The 19,347-nt window shown below is 61.8% G+C and carries 17 protein-coding genes; 5 read left to right on the top strand and 12 right to left on the bottom strand.

Features of this window, described 5'->3' with window-relative positions; genetic code table 11:
* Positions 1–66: 66 nt before the first annotated feature.
* From IE266_RS23600 to IE266_RS23570, 7 genes are all read right to left on the bottom strand, one after another.
* A complete protein-coding gene (locus tag IE266_RS23600; RefSeq protein ID WP_189682597.1) occupies positions 67–2,226 on the bottom strand; it encodes an acetate--CoA ligase family protein in 2,160 nt (719 codons plus the stop codon).
* A 75-nt stretch (positions 2,227–2,301) separates the two neighbouring features.
* Positions 2,302–3,972, bottom strand: coding sequence for an ABC transporter substrate-binding protein (locus IE266_RS23595; RefSeq protein WP_189682596.1), 1,671 nt, complete (start codon positions 3,970–3,972; stop codon positions 2,302–2,304).
* 50 nt (positions 3,973–4,022) lie between these two features.
* The gene (locus IE266_RS23590; protein WP_189682595.1) at positions 4,023–5,054 is read right to left on the bottom strand and encodes an ABC transporter ATP-binding protein; all 1,032 of its coding nucleotides are present in this window, start codon (positions 5,052–5,054) and stop codon (positions 4,023–4,025) included.
* Positions 5,051–5,854, bottom strand: coding sequence for an ABC transporter ATP-binding protein (locus IE266_RS23585; RefSeq protein WP_229864432.1), 804 nt, complete (start codon positions 5,852–5,854; stop codon positions 5,051–5,053). Before IE266_RS23585 ends, IE266_RS23590 begins: the two co-directional genes overlap by 4 nt.
* Before the next feature lie 29 nt (positions 5,855–5,883).
* On the bottom strand, positions 5,884–6,795 hold the full coding sequence (locus IE266_RS23580) for an ABC transporter permease (protein ID WP_189682593.1): 912 nt from the start codon (positions 6,793–6,795) through the stop codon (positions 5,884–5,886).
* Complete coding sequence (locus IE266_RS23575) at positions 6,792–7,760, bottom strand: ABC transporter permease (protein WP_189682592.1); 969 nt, start codon at positions 7,758–7,760, stop codon at positions 6,792–6,794. The genes IE266_RS23580 and IE266_RS23575 overlap by 4 nt, the downstream gene beginning before the upstream one ends.
* A gap of 9 nt (positions 7,761–7,769) precedes the next feature.
* Entirely contained in the window at positions 7,770–8,687 is a 918-nt protein-coding gene (locus tag IE266_RS23570; protein ID WP_189682591.1) for an amidohydrolase family protein, read from the bottom strand.
* A gap of 162 nt (positions 8,688–8,849) precedes the next feature.
* Here IE266_RS23570 and IE266_RS23565 point away from each other — a divergent pair, with 162 nt between their 5' ends.
* A complete protein-coding gene (locus IE266_RS23565; protein WP_189682590.1) occupies positions 8,850–9,641 on the top strand; it encodes an IclR family transcriptional regulator in 792 nt (263 codons plus the stop codon).
* Between the two features lie 32 nt (positions 9,642–9,673).
* Here the strand turns inward: IE266_RS23565 and IE266_RS23560 are convergent, their stop codons facing one another.
* From IE266_RS23560 to IE266_RS23540, 5 genes are all read right to left on the bottom strand, one after another.
* A complete protein-coding gene (locus IE266_RS23560; protein ID WP_189682589.1) occupies positions 9,674–11,029 on the bottom strand; it encodes a hypothetical protein in 1,356 nt (451 codons plus the stop codon).
* Positions 10,998–11,363, bottom strand: a complete 366-nt coding sequence (locus IE266_RS23555) for a DUF5681 domain-containing protein (protein ID WP_189682588.1) — start codon at positions 11,361–11,363, stop codon at positions 10,998–11,000. Before IE266_RS23555 ends, IE266_RS23560 begins: the two co-directional genes overlap by 32 nt.
* Complete coding sequence (locus IE266_RS23550) at positions 11,363–12,721, bottom strand: site-specific DNA-methyltransferase (protein ID WP_189682587.1); 1,359 nt, start codon at positions 12,719–12,721, stop codon at positions 11,363–11,365. Before IE266_RS23550 ends, IE266_RS23555 begins: the two co-directional genes overlap by 1 nt.
* 766 nt (positions 12,722–13,487) lie before the next feature.
* Positions 13,488–13,670 carry a hypothetical protein gene (locus IE266_RS23545; RefSeq protein ID WP_189682586.1) on the bottom strand — a complete coding sequence of 61 codons (183 nt, stop codon included), beginning with the start codon at positions 13,668–13,670 and terminating at the stop codon, positions 13,488–13,490.
* A gap of 259 nt (positions 13,671–13,929) precedes the next feature.
* Entirely contained in the window at positions 13,930–14,880 is a 951-nt protein-coding gene (locus IE266_RS23540) for a LysR family transcriptional regulator (RefSeq protein ID WP_189682585.1), read from the bottom strand.
* A 133-nt stretch (positions 14,881–15,013) separates the two neighbouring features.
* Here IE266_RS23540 and IE266_RS23535 point away from each other — a divergent pair, with 133 nt between their 5' ends.
* The 4 genes from IE266_RS23535 to IE266_RS23520 are packed head-to-tail and all read left to right on the top strand — an operon-like array spanning position 15,014 to position 19,216.
* Positions 15,014–15,454 (top strand): tripartite tricarboxylate transporter TctB family protein, encoded by a 441-nt coding sequence (locus IE266_RS23535; RefSeq protein WP_189682584.1) that lies wholly within the window; start codon positions 15,014–15,016, stop codon positions 15,452–15,454.
* The gene (locus IE266_RS23530; protein ID WP_229864430.1) at positions 15,429–17,000 is read left to right on the top strand and encodes a tripartite tricarboxylate transporter permease; all 1,572 of its coding nucleotides are present in this window, start codon (positions 15,429–15,431) and stop codon (positions 16,998–17,000) included. Before IE266_RS23535 ends, IE266_RS23530 begins: the two co-directional genes overlap by 26 nt.
* Entirely contained in the window at positions 17,000–17,953 is a 954-nt protein-coding gene (locus IE266_RS23525; RefSeq protein WP_189682583.1) for a tripartite tricarboxylate transporter substrate binding protein, read from the top strand. The genes IE266_RS23530 and IE266_RS23525 overlap by 1 nt, the downstream gene beginning before the upstream one ends.
* Before the next feature lie 60 nt (positions 17,954–18,013).
* Positions 18,014–19,216 carry a CaiB/BaiF CoA transferase family protein gene (locus IE266_RS23520; protein ID WP_189682582.1) on the top strand — a complete coding sequence of 401 codons (1,203 nt, stop codon included), beginning with the start codon at positions 18,014–18,016 and terminating at the stop codon, positions 19,214–19,216.
* Positions 19,217–19,347 lie beyond the last annotated feature (131 nt).

Genomic DNA, 19,347 nt, shown 5'->3' with positions numbered 1-19,347 from the left:
GCGCCCTGCCCAGCCTCAAGCCAAGTTCGTCTGACAAGACCGGCCTGAGACAGGCCGGCCCGCCTGTTACGAGAGGACGAGCTCCGTCCTCTCGATCATGTCCGCGGCGGTCGTGCCGGACAGGATGAAGAGGGCATCGACAACGCAAACGCTGCCACTGCCCGGAGTGACCAACACCGGATTGAGGTCACATCCGCCGATCAGGTCGCCGAGATCGGCTGCCAGACGGGAAAGACGGACCAGTAGATCGGCATAACCGTCAAGGTCGGTCTTCGGCAGGAGGTTGCGATATCCCGCCAGCATCTTGCCGAGGCGCGTGGAAGCGATCATGCGCTCGGCATCGGGCGGGGACAGCGGCGCAAGGCCGACCGCGCGGTCTGCCTCGATTTCTACCCTCACGCCGCCCGTCCCCGTGACCACCATCGCGCCGAAGGGCGCCGCAGCGGCAAAGCCGGCCACAGCTTCTTCGCCTGATACCTGCGCTTGCAGCTCGAACCCGTCGATCGTGGCCTTGGGTGCATGCGCGGCAATGTTGCGCCGGATCGAGGCGATTGCCAGTTTTAGAGCGGCTTCGTCCTGCACGTCGAGCATCACGCCACCGATGTCGGAGCGATGCGCGATGTCGCCAGAGGCCACTTTGACCACCATCGGGAAACCGACAAGGTCCGCGTTCTTTAGCGCGTCGTACTCATCGCTTGCGACATAAGCCGGAACGGTCGGAATACCGTAGGCCTTCAACAGCCGGAAGGCCAGTTCGGCAGGCAGCGCGCCGCTGTAGCCTGCGATCTCTTTCCGGAAGGCGGCGAGTTCAGGCGAGCCGGGAGCGTGATCGCCACGCGCCCTGGCCCATCCACCGGGCGCGCCTTCGAGCGAGTTCGAGAGGCACCGCACCGCGGCCAGACCTGCGCGCAACCCCCGCACTATCGGGATGCCGGCGCGATCGAATTCGGCGCGAATACGCGGGGCGATTTCTCCACTGGTCGGCGAGATCACGACAACGGGCTTGGTGACACTGGCCCCAACCGCGGCATAGCCGGGGATGTGCAGCATGTAGTTGTCGAGCGTTGCCGGGTTGAGACTGTCCTGGCAATCTTGAAGCAGTGCCAGAACGTTGACGTTGTCGTCGTCGATCGCCGCCCGCAACGCCTCTTCGGATTTGCGTTCTTCGCGCGAGACGACGGCGCCAATGTCGATGGGATTGGCGCCCGAGGTGCCGGGCAGATACTTTCCAACGAGCTCCTGAGTAGCCGGGGTAAACTTGGCGATGGTCAGGCCGACGCCTTCAGCCACGTCGCAAGCCAGGGCCGTCTGCCCGCCGGAAATTCCGGCAATGGCCACGCCTCCCCGATTCAGCACAGGGCGTGCGAGGTTGAAGCATTCCAGGGCGGCAACGAGTTCGTCATAATCGTGAACCAGCGATATTCCGCAATCGGCAAAATAGCGGTCATAGGCGTCACGGGGCGAGATCAGCGCGCCGGTATGCGCTCGCGTAGCGGCCGAACCGATCTCGGAAGCGCCAACCTTAAGGACGACCAGCGGCTTGCCCGCATCGCGCATCTTCTGTGCTGCGCGCGCGAAGGCTACCGGATCCTTGACGGATTCCATGACTACGCCGACCACATCAGTCTCGGGGTCGTCCGCGCACCAAGCGACGTAATCGGCCGCACTCAGCTGGAATTCGCTGCCAACGGTCACGACCTTCGAGAGGCCGACGGTGATCGTGTTCATCACTGAAATCGCCGCAGAACCGGATTGGGCGATCAGCGAGACGCGGCCCGCCGTAATCCGCGGCGAAGGGCGCGACGGGTAGAGCGGTGCACGGTCGCGAAAGTCGATCAGGCCCATGCAGTTGGGGCCATGGATGTGCAGCCTGCTGGTCGCACCGAAGTCGCGGATCGCCTGTTCTTCGGTTACGCTGAAGCCGTTGGCGAAGACATTGGCCGAAGCGATGCCGCGCGCCTCCAACTCTTGCAGGGCAGCCAGCACGCCAGCGGCGGGAATGGCCACGATGACCGTGTCGGTATCACGCGGCAGGTCGGAAATTGCCGCCAAGGTGGCGATGCCTTCAATTTCTGGCGCCGTCGGATGCACTGGGAGGATCTCGCCCTGCCAATTCCAGTCCTTCAGATTGGCAATGACCACGTTGCCTTGCGATACCTTCCTGGCAGACGCGCCGATAACGGCGACTTTGCGTGGCTTGATCAGGGGAGATACGTCGCGAAACATGTTTGTCCTCGTTGAAAGTATTTGCGCGCGGCGGGCGCCGAGGCGCCCGCCGCGATGTTCAAGCAGATGCCTGTGCTACTTCTGCTTGTCCTTCGGGATCCAGACTTCCTGCCAGTTGGGGTGGGTGTTGTAGGAGAAGTCGAATTGCTTCTCGAGGCCCATCAGCCGGGTCGACGCGGCTTCGAAAAGGCGGACGTTGGTAAGCGTGATCTCGTTGATGTCTTCGGCAACCTTGGCCGCATATGCGGCGTAAGGCGCCTGTTGCTGGCCCTCCGGCGCAGCGGCGGCGGCATCGATCAGCTTGTCGAGTTCAGGGTCACAGTAACCGGTGGGGTTGACGAAAGGCACCCCGCCTTCGGTACAGCGATAGCTGCGGTCGATGCCAAGCACCGGATTGGTCCGGCCAGTGAGAGAGATCACTGAGGCATCGAACTCATGCTGCTTGTAGACCTTGTCGATCCAGATCTGCGCATCGAGGCCCGACAACGTTGCATCCACGCCGACCTCTTTCCACATAGCCGCGATAACGCGCGAAATCGCGTCATAGGGCGGCTTTGCGATATAGGTCACTTCGGCGCTGAAACGCTTGCCGTCCTTCATCGGAAAGCCGGCTTCGTCGAGCAACTTGCCCGCCGCGACCGGATCGTAGGGATACAGCTTGTTGTAGTCGATCGAGCCATCATGCAGCGCCTTGAACTGCACCGGGATCGCGTTGACCGCCTTGTTGGCGAGCCCTTGGTAGGCATCTTTCACGACGCGGTCGCGGTCGATCGCCATGAACAGGGCCGCGCGCACCTTCTGGTTGTCGAATGGCGCCTTGCGCATGTTGAAATCTACAACGGCACGCTCTGGTGCGTTGTTGATGATCTCGATGACCTTGAAGGCTCCATTCTTCGATGCCTCCTCGGCGGCCGGCACCTGGGTTGCGTTGAGTTTGACCCAATCGATTTCCCCGCGGGTCAAGGCATTCAGCTGCTGCTGCGCGTCAGGGATCAGGGCGAAGACGACGGAGTCAATGTAGGGTTTGCCTTCTTCCCAGTAGTGCGGGTTGCGCTCGAAGGTGATCGCCCGGCCGGTGTCCCAGTTCACGAAGCGGAAGGGCCCGAGCCCGACCGGCGCGCGGTTAGCCTCGTTCGAGGTGACGTCGGTACCCTCGTAAATGTGCTTGGGCATCAGCGGGAAGACCTCCTTGTCAAAGAGGTCGAGGATGGCCGTCAGCGGTTTCTTGAGCTTGACAACGAAGGTTGTGTCATCGGGGGCCGAGACGCTTTCAATCAGCGGCATGGACTTGGCGATGTAGGTGTTCAGCGATCCAAAGGCTTCCAGGGTGAAAGCGACGTCGGCGGCGGTGAAGGGTTCGCCATCGGACCATTTCACCCCGCTTTTGATCTTGAAGGTATAGGTCAGGTTGTCGTCGCTGACGGACCAGCTCTCGGCCAGACGCGGGATGCGATTGCCCTTGCCGTCATAGGTCATCAGACCGTCGGCCCAGACGTCAGCGATCACCAGAGAGCCGGTGATCGAGGTGAGCTGTGTGTTCAGGTTGGTGATCGTCGAGCCGTCAACGCCGGGAACAACGGTGCCGCCGGTGACCGGTGTATCTCCTGCCGCGAGTGCAGCAACTGCACAGCCTGCCGTAAGCGCCAGCGATAGCCCTATGGCGCACGCCGAACGGCGCAATCCAGCCCACAGGATTTGGCTGTCGAGACGGGCTTGAGGCCCTTTCGTCCGTGGATCGAGATACATTGGTGAGTCTCCTTGGTTGGATTGGATGCCCGCCTCCGGTCGTCGGAGGATCAGGCGGAACCGGGAAGCTTCTGCTTCTTCTCTTTGGTGAGGCTGGCGTCCGTTTGTGCGGACTGGGACATGTGGCAGGCCACCATGGCGCTGGACTGCCCGGTGGGTTCGAGCCCCGGCTTGGCGCTGGAACAGATCTCTGTGGCCAGGGAACAGCGATCGCGGAATTGACACCCCTGCGAGGCGAGCGGCGTCAGGGTTTCGGCCAGCGGCACATGATCCGGCACTTCGCGCCTTTGGCGCGGATCGAACGACAGGCGCGCGTCAAGCAGGAGTCGAGTATAGGGGTGCGCCGGCGCACTCAGGATATCGCGGCCGACCTCGACGATGGACCCGCGATACATCACGGCGATGCGGTCCGCTATGGACTGAACTGCGTTGAGGTCGTGACTGATCAGCACAAATCCGACGTTTCGGTTGCGGCTGAGATCCCGCATGAGGTCTAGGATCTGGGCCTGGATCGAGACGTCGAGCGCCGAGAGAGGTTCGTCGGCGACGATCAAACTGGGCGTCAGCATCATCGCGCGAGCAATGGCAACGCGTTGCTGCTGCCCCCCGGAAAGCTGATGTGGATAGCGCAACAGGATGTCCGGCGCCGGATGAAGGCCGACGGCCTCTAGCTGAGCAATGAGGAACGCGTCGAGACCTTCCTTCGGATTGAGCCCATGCCGGCGAGCAACGTAGCTCAGCGACTGACGAACGCGCATCCGTGGGTTAAGCGATGAGGCCGGATCCTGGAACACTGCTTGCACATCGCAACGATATTCACTCCGGCGCACGCGCGATGCTGCCGCAAGATCGTCCCCACGGTAGAACGCCTGTCCCGAGCTGGGCTTCTCGAGCTGCAGCATGACTTTTGCTAACGTGCTCTTGCCCGAGCCGGACTCGCCGACGATGGCGAGTATCTCGCCTTCCCTTACATCGATGTCGACTCCATCCACCGCGTTGAAATGCACCTTGCGCCAGCCGGACCTGTGGCGATCCGCGTAGGTGCGTACGACGTTGCGAAGCGATAGTATCGGGACGTTCATGGAGCAGCTCGCTGGGCACCCTGTTGGGCGACTTGCAGATGGCGGGTGCTGAGGCGGATAAGTTCGGCCGTATATGGGTGCTGCGGTGTCTCGAAGACGTCGACAACCGTCCCGCTTTCCACCGCCTTGCCGCCCCGCATCACGTAGACCCGGTCGCAAAGCTCAGCGATGACTCCGAGGTCGTGGGTAATGATGGCAATCGCCATCCCCCGGCTTTTGTGCAGGCGGCGGAGCGTATCGAGTACCTGCCGCTGCACAGTCGCATCCAACGAAGTCGTCGGCTCGTCGGCGAAGAGCAGCGCGGGTTCGCTGGCCAGCGCAATCGCGATCATGACCCGCTGCCGCATCCCCCCGGACAGCTCATGCGGATAGCTGCGGGCGACCTGGTGGGGTTTGGGTAACCCGACCTCGTGCAACAGCGCGAGAACACGATTGTCGTCGGAATTGTCCAGCGCTTCGGCGATCTGGCGACCGACTTTCTGCGTCGGATTGAGATACCCCAGCGGGTCCTGGAAGATCATCGAGAAGCCGTTCTGACGGCGCAATCTACGCAATACGGTGCCCGAGGCGGTCATCAGATCCGCGTCATTGAACCGGATTGTTCCGCTCAGCTCGGCGATCGCGACATTGGGCATGAGCTGGATGATCGCTCGGGCCAACGTGCTCTTCCCCGAACCGGACTCTCCGACGATGCCGACAACTTCGCCCGGAGCGACGGCGAAATCGACCCCGTCGACGGCGCGCACGGTTTTGCCGTCGACGGCGAGGTGGACCTTGAGATTGCACACGTCGAGCAGCATGTTTGGCTTCTGACTTTGGAAGGAGGACATTACTGGAGCCCTCCTTTGCGACCGCGGGTTCTCGGGTCGACCACCTCGTTCAACCCGTCGGCGAAAAGGTTGAGTCCAGCCACGGCGAGACAGATAGCGGCACCGGGAAAAACGCTCATCCACCAGGCAACTGTCATGTAGCTCTGGGCGTCATAGAGCAGCTGCCCCCAGCTCACGACGTTCGGATCGGACAGGCCGAGAAATCCGAGGCCAGCTTCGATCAGGATCGCGACGGAAGCATCAAGGGCTACCTGGACGATGACGGGTTGAATGGCATTCGGGAGCAGTTCGCGGAGCATGATATGGGCCGCGGACATGTCGGCCACACGGGCGGCATCGACGAAGCTCATGTTGCGCAGCCGGAGGTACTGGCCATAGACGAGCCGCGCCTCGATCGGCCAGATGGCTAGGATCACGGCCGTTATGAGCAACCAGAAGCTGGAGCCGAAGAATGCGACCGTGAAGAGCACCAGGATGATAACCGGCAAGGTCTGAAAGAGCTCGGCGATCCGCATCAGCACAGTGTCGACAATCCCTCCGAAGTAGCCGGCAAGCATCCCTACGGTGCCTCCGAGCAGCAGTGCGCCGAGCGCGGCACCCAGACCAATGGTCAGCGAAGTTTGGGTGCCGTAGATCACCAGGCTGAATATGTCGCGGCCGATGCTGTCGGTGCCCATTGGGTTCGTCCAGGAGGGCGGCGCCAGGCTGGACGGGGTCAGCGATTGCGGATCGTATGGTGCGATCAACGGCGCCAGCAGGGCGATCAAAACCATGAGCAACAGAATGGCACCGCCTGTCGCTCCGTGGCGCGTGCTTGCTATCGCACGCAACGTGCCCCAGATGCTTTGGGCCGTGTCGGAAAGTTGACTCGGGACCTTGCGCGACTGGTGAGCTCCGGCACTGTCGGTCATGCTCGGCTCCGGATACGCGGATCGAGAAGCGCGTAGAGCACGTCGACGATCAGGTTGATGAGGATGATCGCTATGGCCGCAAAGATGACGACGGCGACCACGGTCATGTTGTCACGCATCCGGACCGCTTGAACGAAGAGAAGGCCAAGTCCGGGCCAGGCAAAGACCGTTTCCAGCAGAACAGCCCCGCCCAAGGCCGTGCCGAAGGCATAGCCCGCGATGGTGACAAGCGGCAGCGACGAGTTCCGCAGAACGTGTTTGCGGATGATACTGCTGCGGGACAGGCCCTTGGCGCGGGCCGTCATGATATATCCCTGGGACAGTGTGTCGATGACGCTGGCGCGCATGATGCGGGCAAAGCGCGTCCCCTCGTGGACTGCGAAGGCAAGCGCAGGCAGCGCGATGTAGTGGACACGTTCCAGGAACCAGTCAAAGCCCTGGGCCCGCGAAATCATGGGCTGCATCCCCTGCGTGGGAAACCAGCCGAGCTTGACCGAGAGACCGAGCACTAGGATTTGGCCCAACCAGAAGCTTGGGATCGCGTAGACGAGCAGCGAAGCCGTTGTCACGAGATGATCCGTGCGCCGGTTCGGCGTTGTTCCGGAAATCAACCCGATCAGGATACCAACCGGAATCGCGAAGGCGAATCCGGTCACGGTCAACAGGATCGTGCGCGGCGCATGGGTCAGTATGAGGTCGAGAACCGGCCTCTGGAACTGATAGGAATAGCCGAAGTCGCCTTGCACCAAGTTGGTGAAATAGCTGAGCAGGCGCGTTGGGAAGGGATCGTCGAGGTGATATTGCTTGGTGATGGCTTCGCGGAATGCAGGCGAAACGGGATAGTCCCCCACCATCGCCTGCACCGGGTCACCGGGGATCAGTTGCAACATGAGCAGAATGAGCGCGATGATGGCGATCAGCAGGGGGATCGAGTGCATCAATCGCATCAGGATGAAGCGTGCCATGCTCCCGCCTTACGCGATCCGGAAGAACTGTGTGGCGTTGTGGTAGAGCCACTTCTCGATGACTTTTTCCTTAAGCGGAAGGTTCTGGTACGCCTCGATGAGTTTCTCGAAAGGCTGATCGAAGAGATACCGGGACAGCCCAACCATCACTTTGTCCTGCAGCAGCGTATTGCCGAACTGGAGGAACATCTCCCAGCCGGATCCAGCCTGTCCGAAATATCGGGGGTGGTGCGCAGCTGTGTCGACGTAGAGGTTCGGATGGCGGCGCAGCAGTCCGACCATATCGTTGATCCAGGGCCAACCGGCGAGGCCCGCCACGATCCGCAGTTCGGGAAAATCGATGGCGACCTGGTCTATGTGGCGGGGATGTCCAAGATCGTAGGGACGATCGTTGGCGTAGTTCATTGCAGTGTAGATGCGCACCGGCACGTCAAGTTCGACGCATTTGGCATACAGCGGATAGTAGCGCCGGTCGTCGCAGGGCAGCAGATTGTAGAGCGATGACACCCGCAGGCCGCCTACCCCGTCTTCCTTGACGAGGCGTTCAAGTTCGCGCGAGGCGCGCATTCCATCCAACGGGTCGAGCGCCGCAAAGGTGATGAAACGATCGGGATAGTTGCGCTGAATATTCCCAAGCTCGGAGTTCTTGGCCCCCACGAGATACCCCTTGGCGATACCTGCCCGGTCCATGTCGGCGATCAACTTTTCCATGCCTCCATCGTCAACCGGCGCATCGGGTTGAGCCGGCGCGGATGCGCGATTGGAGGCTTTCTGAAAGACGCGGGAGTAGTTTTGGAAGCCGTAGCCGTCTGGACGGGGCAGCGACGCGGGGTTCGGCGTACCAGGACGACCGTGACTGACATCCGCGTTGTTTTCGTCCCGCAGGCTGCGTGGGATGCTGATTTCAAGGTCGATTACGCGCGTCATGTCTCTCTCCCAGCCGCGATTGCCACCAGCCCGTGGAGGCCAGATTTGTAAGAAGTAACGACTCGATGACATCATGTGTCAACTTATTTGTGTTTTTTTGTTGTTTTGTCCGATATGTTGACATATTGAGGCGAGATGACACCTATTAAACTTGAGGCCGCAATGAAAAAAGATGAACGAGATCCGGACTTTGCGACTACGCTGGCAAAGGGGCTGACCATTCTGTCAGCCTTCCGCCCGGACCGGCTTCGCATGTCGAACGCAGAGCTTGCCGAGATCGCGGGAATCACCAGGCCAACGGCTGCACGCCTGACCTACACGCTCACCAAGATGGGCTATCTGAAGGCGGAGAAGTCGAAGTACCGGCTGGGCTGGAGGGTGGTGTCACTTGGCCTGCCCCTTCTGTCCAGCCTGAGATTCCTGCAACTTGCCAAGCCCTCGGTCGATCGTCTGGCACAGGACGTTGGCGGCACTGTTTCGATTGGCGTCATCGACAGCACCAATTTCATGTATCTCGAAACCGCACGAGCCAACGAGAACATCTGGAGCTCGCCCGATGTTGGCACGGTCGGACCACTTCTGCGGGCAACAGTCGGCCACGCACTGTGCTCGTTGCTGAATGAAGATGAGCTTGCCGCCAAGATCGAAGCCATTCGCCGCAAATCCCCGGAAGACTGGAAGACACATGGGAACGCCTTCCTGAAGGGCATCGACGACTGTCGTTCGTCAGGAGCATCGATCATCAAAGGCGATTGGGTTCCCGAGACAAACTCCGTTGGCGCTCCGCTTTTCCGCAACGCAGACGGCGAAGTTTTTGCCATCAATTGCCGAGTTCCCATACATCGATTGAGGCCGGGGCAGTTCGAGGAAGAAATTGCGCCACGCTTGAAGTCGCTTGCTAGTGCAATACGCACGCATGCAGCCCATGCAAAAGATGACCGGCTGTTCAAGTGAAACCGGTTGGTGCCACAACTTTATGTTGAGTTTCAATACCCCGTCGTTCTGTTCCTCCCGTATCTGAACCCGTCGTCCCCGTCGTCGTCCTCGTCGTCTTCCCAGGCCTGGACGGGATAGGCGAAGGTGAGGGCAAAAGCGTCGGCAGTGTCGGGAGAGGGAATCCCGCGCTTCTTCATGTCCTCCTTGCGCTCGAGGATGAGGGCGTTGCTAGAGTCGAAGCGATACATCGGCGCGCAAAGTTCGGCGGCGAGACGGTCCAGCTTCGGGAGATGACCACCCGCGAGCCAGGCGCGGGCCGAGAGCCACATCTCGGTACGTTTGTTGGCGGCGCGCTCGCCGGTGCGCGGGGCGTCCGAGCGGGCACCGAAGTTGACCCCGCGCACCTGGCGGAAGTTCAACTGGTGCAGACGGTCGACCACGCCGCCGCCGACACCGCCATCGTCAACGAAGACCGCGTCCGGTTGCCAGCGCTGGATCCAGCGGGCCACCCGCGCCGCCAGTTCCATGGTATCCAGGTCGGAATGACGCTCGTGCGGGACAGGCGCCCCGTCACGTCCCTGCCGGAACCAGATCACCGATTTGTCGTCGCCGAAGCGGGCGACATCGACGCCGATCACCTTCTCGCCGAAGGGCTGCGGCGGGCGCTCCCGCCGCATCGCCGCCTCGACCAGAGCGTAGGGAATCAGCTGGTCATCGTTCTCGGCCTCGAAGCTGCAGTGGTACTCTTGGCGGATCTTGCCCTCCGACATTCCGGTCTGTCTCTCGCCTTCGATCTGCTCGGGCTGGATGAGACCTGTGTCGTCGACCGTCAGCCGCTCGCAGAACCAGGCATCGGACTCGAGCGCCTGCATCCAGGTCCCATAGGCATGGTTGCGTCCGCGCGGCGTAAAGATGAACAGCGCCCAGCCATCGTTCTCGACGAGGATCGGCCGGATGTAGTCCCAGGCCTCCGGCTTGGCCAGCGCCCATTCGGAGAACACTACGCCCACCGGGTTGGACCCGACCAGGCTGTCGTAATTGTCCGACCCGCCCATCTGCCAGACCGATCCGTTCACCGTCTCGATCAGCATCTCCTGCGCGCTGATGCGCCGGCGCAGGGGCGGCGGGAAGACCTGGTCGATGATCCGCCGCCCCTGCCCGTCCACACCATTCCAGATCGCCCGGCGCGCCTGCGCCTGCTCCGGGAACAGATGCCAGTAGGACCCGACCCGCTTGAACATGTCCCGCGCCGTGAGGTTCAGCGCGACACTGTCCTTGCCCGCCCGGCGATGCCAGACCACGCAAGCGCGGGTGCAGGGCTTGCCGTGACCGAACTGCCGATAGAGCGCCTGTTGGTGCGGCCGGGGCGTCCAGTCATTCGGAATCGTCAAATCGATCGATGACATTGATCGTGACCCCTTCCTGCCTAGTTTCCGCTTCACCGCGGTCCTGATCCTGTATCAGCCCCAGCACCTGGGCGGTGGCCCGACCGTCCCCCTTGATCGCACGGTTGAGCAGCGCCACGATCAGCGCTTCGCGTTTGCTGACCTCGGCGGTGCGCTCACCCTCGCGGATGGTGATCCGCTGGGCCAGTGCAGCCGCCAGCAGCTTGCCGACGTTCTGCGCATTCTTCGGCCGTCCCCGTGGATTGCCGGACTGGCCCGGCTTGAAACGGCTTGCCTTCGGCGGCTTGCGATAGCCGACCTCGTAGTTCCCGTCGTCGTCCATCTTGTCGGTCATCACGCCACCTCCCCTTTCGTAGTGTTGGAGGCCGGCATGGACGATGGCGTTGGACCCTGGCCCTGAGTCCTGCGCTCGCGTTCGGCGAAGCTTTCGCCCGTGGCGACCAGAACCGCGTCATCCTTGGACAGCGCCTGCCAGCGGCGGATCGTCCGGTCGACATATAGAGGATCGATCTCGATCAGCCGGGCCCTGCGGCCGGTCTTCTCCGCCGCGATCAGGGTCGAGCCAGAGCCGCCGAAGGAGTCGAGCACGATACCGCCCCTCTGCGAGCAATCCCGAATGGCATCCGCAATCATCGCCACCGGCTTGACCGTCGGATGCAGGGCAAGTTCCTCGCGTCGATTGGCCCCACCGGAGTTCACCCCGCGATACTCCCAGACATTGGTGCGGTAGCGCCCGCCCTGCCCCAGGCCGAAGGTGTTGATGTGCGGCGCCCTGCCCTGCTTGAAGGCGAAGATCAGCTCGTGTCGCGAGCGGTAGAAGCTGCCCATGCCGCCATTGTCCTTGGCCCAGACGATCAAGTTCTTGAGTTCGGTGTAGACTGCCTCGCCCGCGGCCAGCATCTCGCCCATGTGGCGCCAGTCCATGCAGTGGAAGTGGATCGCGCCGTCTTGTGACACCGCGACCAGCCGGGTGAACACCTCGGTGAGGAAGGCGGTGAACTGGGCCCGGTCCATCTCGCCCGAGGCCATGGCGAACTCGCGATGGCGGATCGCGCCGCTGCCGCAGACATGACCATGCACAGGAACGTTGTAGGGCGGATCGCAGAAGACCATCTGGGCTGTCTCGCCGTCCATCAGATCAGCATAGCTGTCAGCGTCCCGCGCATCACCACAGAGCAGGTGATGCGGTCCAAGCTGCCAGAGGTCGCCTGACCGGGTGATGGCCATCTCTTCGAGCGTCGGGATCCGGTCATCCTCCGGCGCACCGGGCTGTGCGGGCGCCGCAGCCTCGATGATGAGATCGATCTCGCCGGCGTCGAAGCCGATGACGCCGAGATCGAAGTCGAGATCCGCCCCCGCGAGAGCGCCAAGCTCGATTGCCAGCAGGTCCCGGTCCCAGCCGGCGTTCTCAGCCAGGCGGTTGTCGGCGATGACATAGGCCCGCTTCTGTTCCGGTGTCATGTGATCGAGCCGCAGGCATGGCACCTCGGTCAGACCGAGCGACTTGGCTGCCGCGACCCGGCCGTGCCCGGCGAGGATATGTCCCCGCTCATCGATCAGAACCGGGTTGGTAAAGCCAAAGGTCTCAATGCTGGCCGCAATCTGGCACAACTGTTTCTTCGAATGGGTCCGGGCATTGCCGGACCAGGGGGTGAGCGCTTCGATGCGCTGATGGGTGATTGAACTGACCATATCCTGGCCTCCAGGTAAGGAGCCCGGCCGTCACGTCAGGTGGTCAGAAAGAGAAAGCCAGATGACGATCCGTGCCGCAGCCCATGTTGGGGTGAGGTCGCCTTGACGCCGGCGCGCGCATCGATCTGGTCTTCATCGGTTCGAGCATTGCGCTCGTCGTCATCTGTCAGGGTTCGACCCAAAGGCTATCTGCCTCGCATGGCCTGCCGTCACCCAGCGGACGTCATCATCTATGCCACGTACCCTACACCACAGGGTCGCCAGGAACAAGGTATGTTGTGCGTGTGACCGAATGCCCCACCAGATGCGGTGCGGACGACGTAGCAGACCGGGAATTGTTCAGGCAATAGGGCTTCCCTGTTCTGCCTCGTAATCGGGTAAAATTTTCCCTGATCCATCCGAATTATTTCCCTGATCGGCACCGCAGGGAATTTCTCACCCAACCATCTGAAAAGATGCACAAAAGCATGGGAAAAATCCGAGGATTTCGGCCAAAGTCGGTCGTTTTCCCTGTATCTTCCCTGTTTACAGGGAATTTCAGACCAGAGACGCGTTCGGCCAGGACTGTGACCACCACCATCCACCCCCTCCATTTTCGGCAGATATCCCTTCAGGGGAGAGTGCTCGACTTTTCAGAGAGTTACCGGACATTTCTGCTGTGGATTTCGTGCAGAGACGTCTCTGTCGGGCGGGGTTTCGGCCGTTTCGGGCAAAAGGCTCTGTGGCCCGATTTCGCGTGAGGTCTTGGGCTATTCCCGGAGGGGTGTCAGCGGGCCGGGAATCCCAGGACGCGGCGTTCCGTGGCCCGGTCCAGGGGGAGGTCCGGCAGGTCTCTCAGCCGTTTGGCCGACAGCTCGGCGGGCTGATGTCCGGCCAGGATTGCGGCGGCAATGTCCGGTGCGAGCCAGGCGAGCGGCAGGATGCGGCTGACGACGGACAGTCTTCGCATATGGCCTCCTGACCCGCAGCGCTTTCGGAGACATGACTGCATCCGCCTGAACGCAACGATCCCTGTCCTGCTGCGACGGCGTCCGGTACGGTTTTGACTTGCCGGGCGGTAGAGGTTCATTTGAATGGGCCGTCATTCGTCATTCCGCGATGCTGCGCAATCGCCCCGAACCACTGTACCGGGCTCCAACCTTCTTTCCTTGAACCTGTCCCGAAAGGGCCGAAAACACAGGCGCGACCGGTCCAAAGGCACTGGGAGTTCAGCGGCTGAGCGGTTTCCAGGGCACGTCGGTGTCGAGCGATACTTTGCGCAGGGCATTCAGAAGCTTTTCCGTCTGAGATCCGGCCGAAGGCGGAACGAGCGTCACGAAATCCACTTGCGCCGGTTCGAGGTGGAAGTCCTCGACCATGAGTTCCGCCACCAGCCCGACGCGGACCTGGTCGAACAGCGCCGACATTGGGACGCAAACCAAACATTCGGTACCGGCGGCAAAGCCCAGCATTCCAATAAGATCCGTTTCAATCAAAGGCCTGGGTGCGCGCAGGCCGTGGTATCCAAATGCGCGACCGACTGCCGCCCAGTTCGAGGATTCTCCGCCGGAAGTGGCCCAAGGGTATGCGAGCAGGTCCAAGGGTCTGACGACTTGGCACCTGGTCAATGGATGATCGGCGGCACAAGCCACCGTAAGCGGTGTGACATTCAGGGGATTGCAGATGAGCAGGTCGGCGGCATCACGGTCGACCTTGAGCCAATCGACGCGGCCAATGTAGCAGTCGATTTCGCCGGCCACGAGATCGTTTACCATTTCGCGCACGAGGCCGGAGCGGATGACGTGGCGGATCGACTCACCAGAGCTGAGCAGGTGGTCCACCGCGCGTGGCATCAGATGCATCAGCACCGCAGGGTTCGTGCCTATCCTGAGAACCGGCTGCGCACGGTCCTCTATCTCGCTCCGCAACTTGTCAATGAACGCAAGGCTCGGCCGGCTGCGGATCAACGCAAGCCGTCCGGCCTCGTTCAGGGTGATGCCCCGCACAGAGCGGTCGATCAGTTCTGCACCCAGGACATTTTCCAAGTCCTTAACCATCTGGGAAACAGCGGGTTGGCTGAGATTCATCTTCTCGGCCACGGCGCGCAGCGAGGGGTTCTGCTCGAGCAGTTCAAGAAGTCGCAGGTGGCGCAGACGGAGCCTGTCGACGGGAAATGACATCAGAAAAACCTATCACATTAGAGATTATTTCGACTTTATCTATCATGCAGCCAGCGACTACCGTCACGCAAGGCCCCGCAGAACGCAGTGGGGACGCCCTGGTAAGGAGGCCGGGGGCACTTGGGAGGGTGCAGTGCGACGAGCAAATATTTATTCCGGCGGCTTTCTGGCCCTGCTTGGGCTGGCGATGATCCTTTTCGTCATCCCGGCCCAGATCGAGGAAGGTCCGGCGGGCATGATGTCGCCGCGCCTGGTGCCACAGATGATTATGGGACTGATGACCGCGCTCTCGGTCATGCTGGTCGTGCGCAACCTGATGCTGCCCGATGACGGCGAGGGCTCGCCGGTATCGCGGTCCGAATACATCGCCCTGCTGAAGATCGGCAGCGTGTTCGCGTTGGCACTCGTACTGTTCTACTTCGCGGGGCCACTCTGGGCAGGGCTGGCTATCGTTCTCGGCAGCCTGCTGGCGCTCGGTGAACGCCGGCCCCTCGTGCTGGTCCTCATGCCGATAGCCTTGCTCGCCGGAGTCTGGGTGCTGTTCTATCGTGTCCTGGGCACGGCAATCCTGTGAGGTCGTGATGCAAGCCCTGATCGGCGGATTTGCCGAAGTCTTCACGTTTTCGACGATGTTCTGGATCGTGACCGGCGTCACGGTCGGCTACATCCTGGGTGTGCTTCCGGGGCTGGGAAAGGCCACCGGAGTTGCCGTGTCGATCCCTTTGACCTTCTATCTTCATCCGGTCGCAGCCATCGCGATGCTGATCGGCATCGCCAAGGGCTCTACCGCCGGTGGAGCGGTATCGGCGATCCTCTTGAACACGCCGGGCGAACCGTCTTCGGCCCCAACCGCGCTCGACGGATATCCGCTGGCCCGGCAGGGGAAGGCCGGGAAGGCCCTGAAGATGGGGCTTTACGCCTCTGTCATCGGTGACTTGCTCTCGACCATCGTCCTGATCGGACTGGCGGCGCCGCTTGCCTCCTATGCGCTGCTGATAGGGCCGGTCGAACTTTGCGCAATTCTCGTCTTTTCGCTGACCTTCATCGGCGGGCTGTCAGGCAAGTCGCTCATCAAGGGACTGATTGCCGGCTGTCTCGGCATTGCCTTTTCCACCGTCGGACTTGAAATCGAGACCTTCATTCCCCGGCTCACGTTCGGAATGCTCGAGCTCGACGACGGTGTGAAGCTTGTGCCGATGGCCATCGGGATGCTCGCCGTGGCCGAGATGATCGTTCAGGCCGGCAACATCCGCAAACTCGACGCGGAGACGGCCGAAATCGGAAAGTCGAACCGACGCGAGGACCGCAACCTCTCGCTGGAGGACTGGAAGGTCTGCGCGATGCCAATCATTCGTGGCACCTTCATCGGCACCGTCATCGGCATCCTTCCGGGACTCGGCGCTTCGGTCGCGTCCTTCCTGTCATACGGGGCGGCCCGTCGCGCCGCCGACCGGCCGGAGGAATTCGGGACCGGGCGCATCGAGGGTGTCGCAGCGGCCGAAAGCGCCGACAATGCCGTCATCCCTTCCAGTCTCGTGCCACTCTTCGCGCTCGGCATCCCCGGCAGCGTGATAGCGGCCATACTCATCGCGGCTTTCGTGCTGCACGGGCTGACCCCGGGCCCGCTGATGTTCAAGGAAAATCCCACGATGGTCGCGGCAGTCTACGCCTCCATGCTCTGCGCAAGCCTGGCCATGCTCGTCGTGGGATCGCTCGGCCAGCCGATCTTTGCCCGGATCGCGCGCTTTCCGATCCGGCTCATCATTCCCGGCGTCCTGCTTCTCTGCTGCGTCGGCGCCTATATGGAAACGTCGAGCCTCTTTTCGATCTACATCATGCTGATCTTCGCCCTGATCGGGTTTTTCGCGAAGAAGTTCGACTATTCCTTCGTGACCTTCCTGATCGGTTTCGTCATCGGTCCACAGGTCGAGCTCACATTCCGTCAGTCGCTCCAGCTGCTCAACCACGATCCGACGCGCCTGCTCCAGCATCCGATCGCCGCCGTATTCATCGTCATCACGCTTGTCACGCTCGTGCTCATGGCACGCTCGCGTAGGAACCAGCCCGAAGCACCGGGGGTTGCGACCACCAAAAGTCTGAACCAGGGAGGAGAGATCTAATGACACTGAAGAGACGCGCCTTATTGGCCTTGGCCGTTGCCGCGACGGGGCTCGCCGCATTGCCAGCCCTAGCCCAGGATTATCCGAACAAGCCGATCACCATGCTTGTCGGATACAATGCCGGGGGTCAGACCGACCTTGTTGCCCGCGGCGCGGCGCAGGTGCTCAGTCAGGAACTGGGACAGCCGATCAACGTCGTCAACGTGCCGGGTGCCGGCGGGGTCGTGTCGGCGAAGAAGCTTCAGGAGAGCCCGAATGACGGTTACACGATCATGTTCCACGCGAACAGCGTCGTGAATTCAGCGCCCTTCCTCATGAAGCGGGTAGACTTCAAACCCGATGATTTCGAATGGGGCGGCTTCATCACCGCCTATCAGGGCGGCCTCGTCGCTCCGGCCGACGCGCCTTACAACGACCTCGCCGAGTTCGTCGCCTGGGCCAAGGAGAATCCCAACTTCGCCTATGGCGCGCTCAGCCCCGAGGCGCGGATGTACATGAACGAAATCGCCAAGAAGAACGATCTGAAGGCGAATATCGTGCCGCTGAACTCGGGCGGCGAGATGATCAATGCGATCCTGGGCCACCAGGTCGTGATGGCGCTCTCCGGCGGCATTCACGCCAAATACCCGGACCAGATCAAGATGCTGGCGACGCTCACCACGTTCCGCCACTCGAACGCCCCGGAGGTCAAGTCGATCGACGACTTCGGCTATTCGCTCGCGATGGACACGCGCGCCGGGATCATGGCGCCAAAGGGAACGGATCCGGCGATCATGGCCAAGCTTTCGGCGGCGCTAGCCAAATGTGAGACCGACGAGAGTTTCCAGAAGATCGTCGCGGCCGCGAACATTCCGATCATTTACATGGATGCAGCCGCTGCCAAGGCCGAGATGGAAGCCACCTTCGCCAAGAATGGCGAGATCTACAAGAGTGCCGGCGTGGAGCCCCAGTAAGGCTTCCCGGCAAGGGGCGGTCTGGGCCGCCCCGACAAATCCAATTCAAGGAGAACTGAGATGTTCCAGCCCCTCGCTGGCGTGCGCGTTGTTGACCTGAGCCAGGTTCTTGCCGGACCCTACGCCACCTACCTGCTCGCGCTCATGGGGGCCGAGGTTCTGAAGATCGAGAAGCCGGGCGAAGGCGACTGGACGCGGATCGGCCAGGGTATACCCAAATTGACGGAACAGCGGATGGGCCTGTCCTACCTGGTCCAGAACGCAGACAAGAAGAGCGTGGCGGTCGACCTGAAGACCCCCGAGGGCATCGAGATCGTGAAGCGTCTTGTCGCCACCTCCGACGTGTTCCTGGAGAATTTCAAACCGGGCGTCGCCGAGCGACTGGGGCTGGGCTACGACGCTTTGAAGGCAGTGAACCCGAAGCTTGCCTACGTCTCGATCTCGGCCTTCGGACAGGATGGCCCGATGAGTCCGCGACCGGCCTATGACCACGTCATTCAAGGCATGTGCGGCATCATGTTGACCACCGGCGCCCCGGGGGCAGGACCGACCAAGGTCGGCTCTCCTTACGTCGACTACGCAACGGGGATGAACGCCGCGATGGCCACCCTGGGCGCGATCATGGAGGTGAGGCGCACGGGACAGGCGGTGCGGATCGATGTTGCGATGCTCGATACCGCCCTGATGCTGATGGCATCGCTGGTGACCAACGTGCTTTCGTCGGACTGGAAGCCGGTGCAGACCGGCAATGAGGCATGGAGTCAGAGCCCATCCTCAGGCGCTTTCCAGACCTCGGACGGGGTGCTGATGCTGGCGGCGAACAACGAGTCACAGTTCCGCCGTCTGTGCCCGGCCATCGGCCGGTCCGATATCCTGTCCGATCCGCGCTGGAGCGATCCCGAGATCCGCAAGAGCAACTTTCCGGCGCTGCGCGAAACACTAATCGAAACCTTCAAGAACCGCTCCGCGACCGAATGGGAGGAGATCCTCTCCTGCGTCCAGGTTCCGGCAGGGCGCGTGCGCGGGTTGGACGAAATCCTGGCCGAACCCCAGATTGCCGCGCGCGGTTTGACGGGGGCGATACATGTCGAGGGACATGACGCGCCCGTGATGGTTCCGGCCATGGGCTTCAAGGCCGATGGTTCATCAAACCCTCCGAAGTCTCCCCCACCTCAGCTTGGCGCGGATACCGAGGCAGTCCTGCGTGTTGCCGGTTTCAATGACCTGGATCTTGTCCGCTTCCGCGAGGCCAGAGCGATCTAGGCTTCAGGCTCATCGATCGTCAAAGCGGGAAGAGGAGACCAGCGGCAAGACAGATGGCCGAGGGGCCTGAGGCACGCGGCCAACAGGTTCGCAGGTGGGGCGGTTCATCCTGACCCCAAGGACGATTTTCC

Source organism: Seohaeicola zhoushanensis, assembly GCF_014656415.1.
Lineage (GTDB): Bacteria > Pseudomonadota > Alphaproteobacteria > Rhodobacterales > Rhodobacteraceae > Seohaeicola_A > Seohaeicola_A zhoushanensis.
Note: the sequence above shows the minus strand (reverse complement) of the source record. Positions and strands in the feature narration are given on the sequence as shown.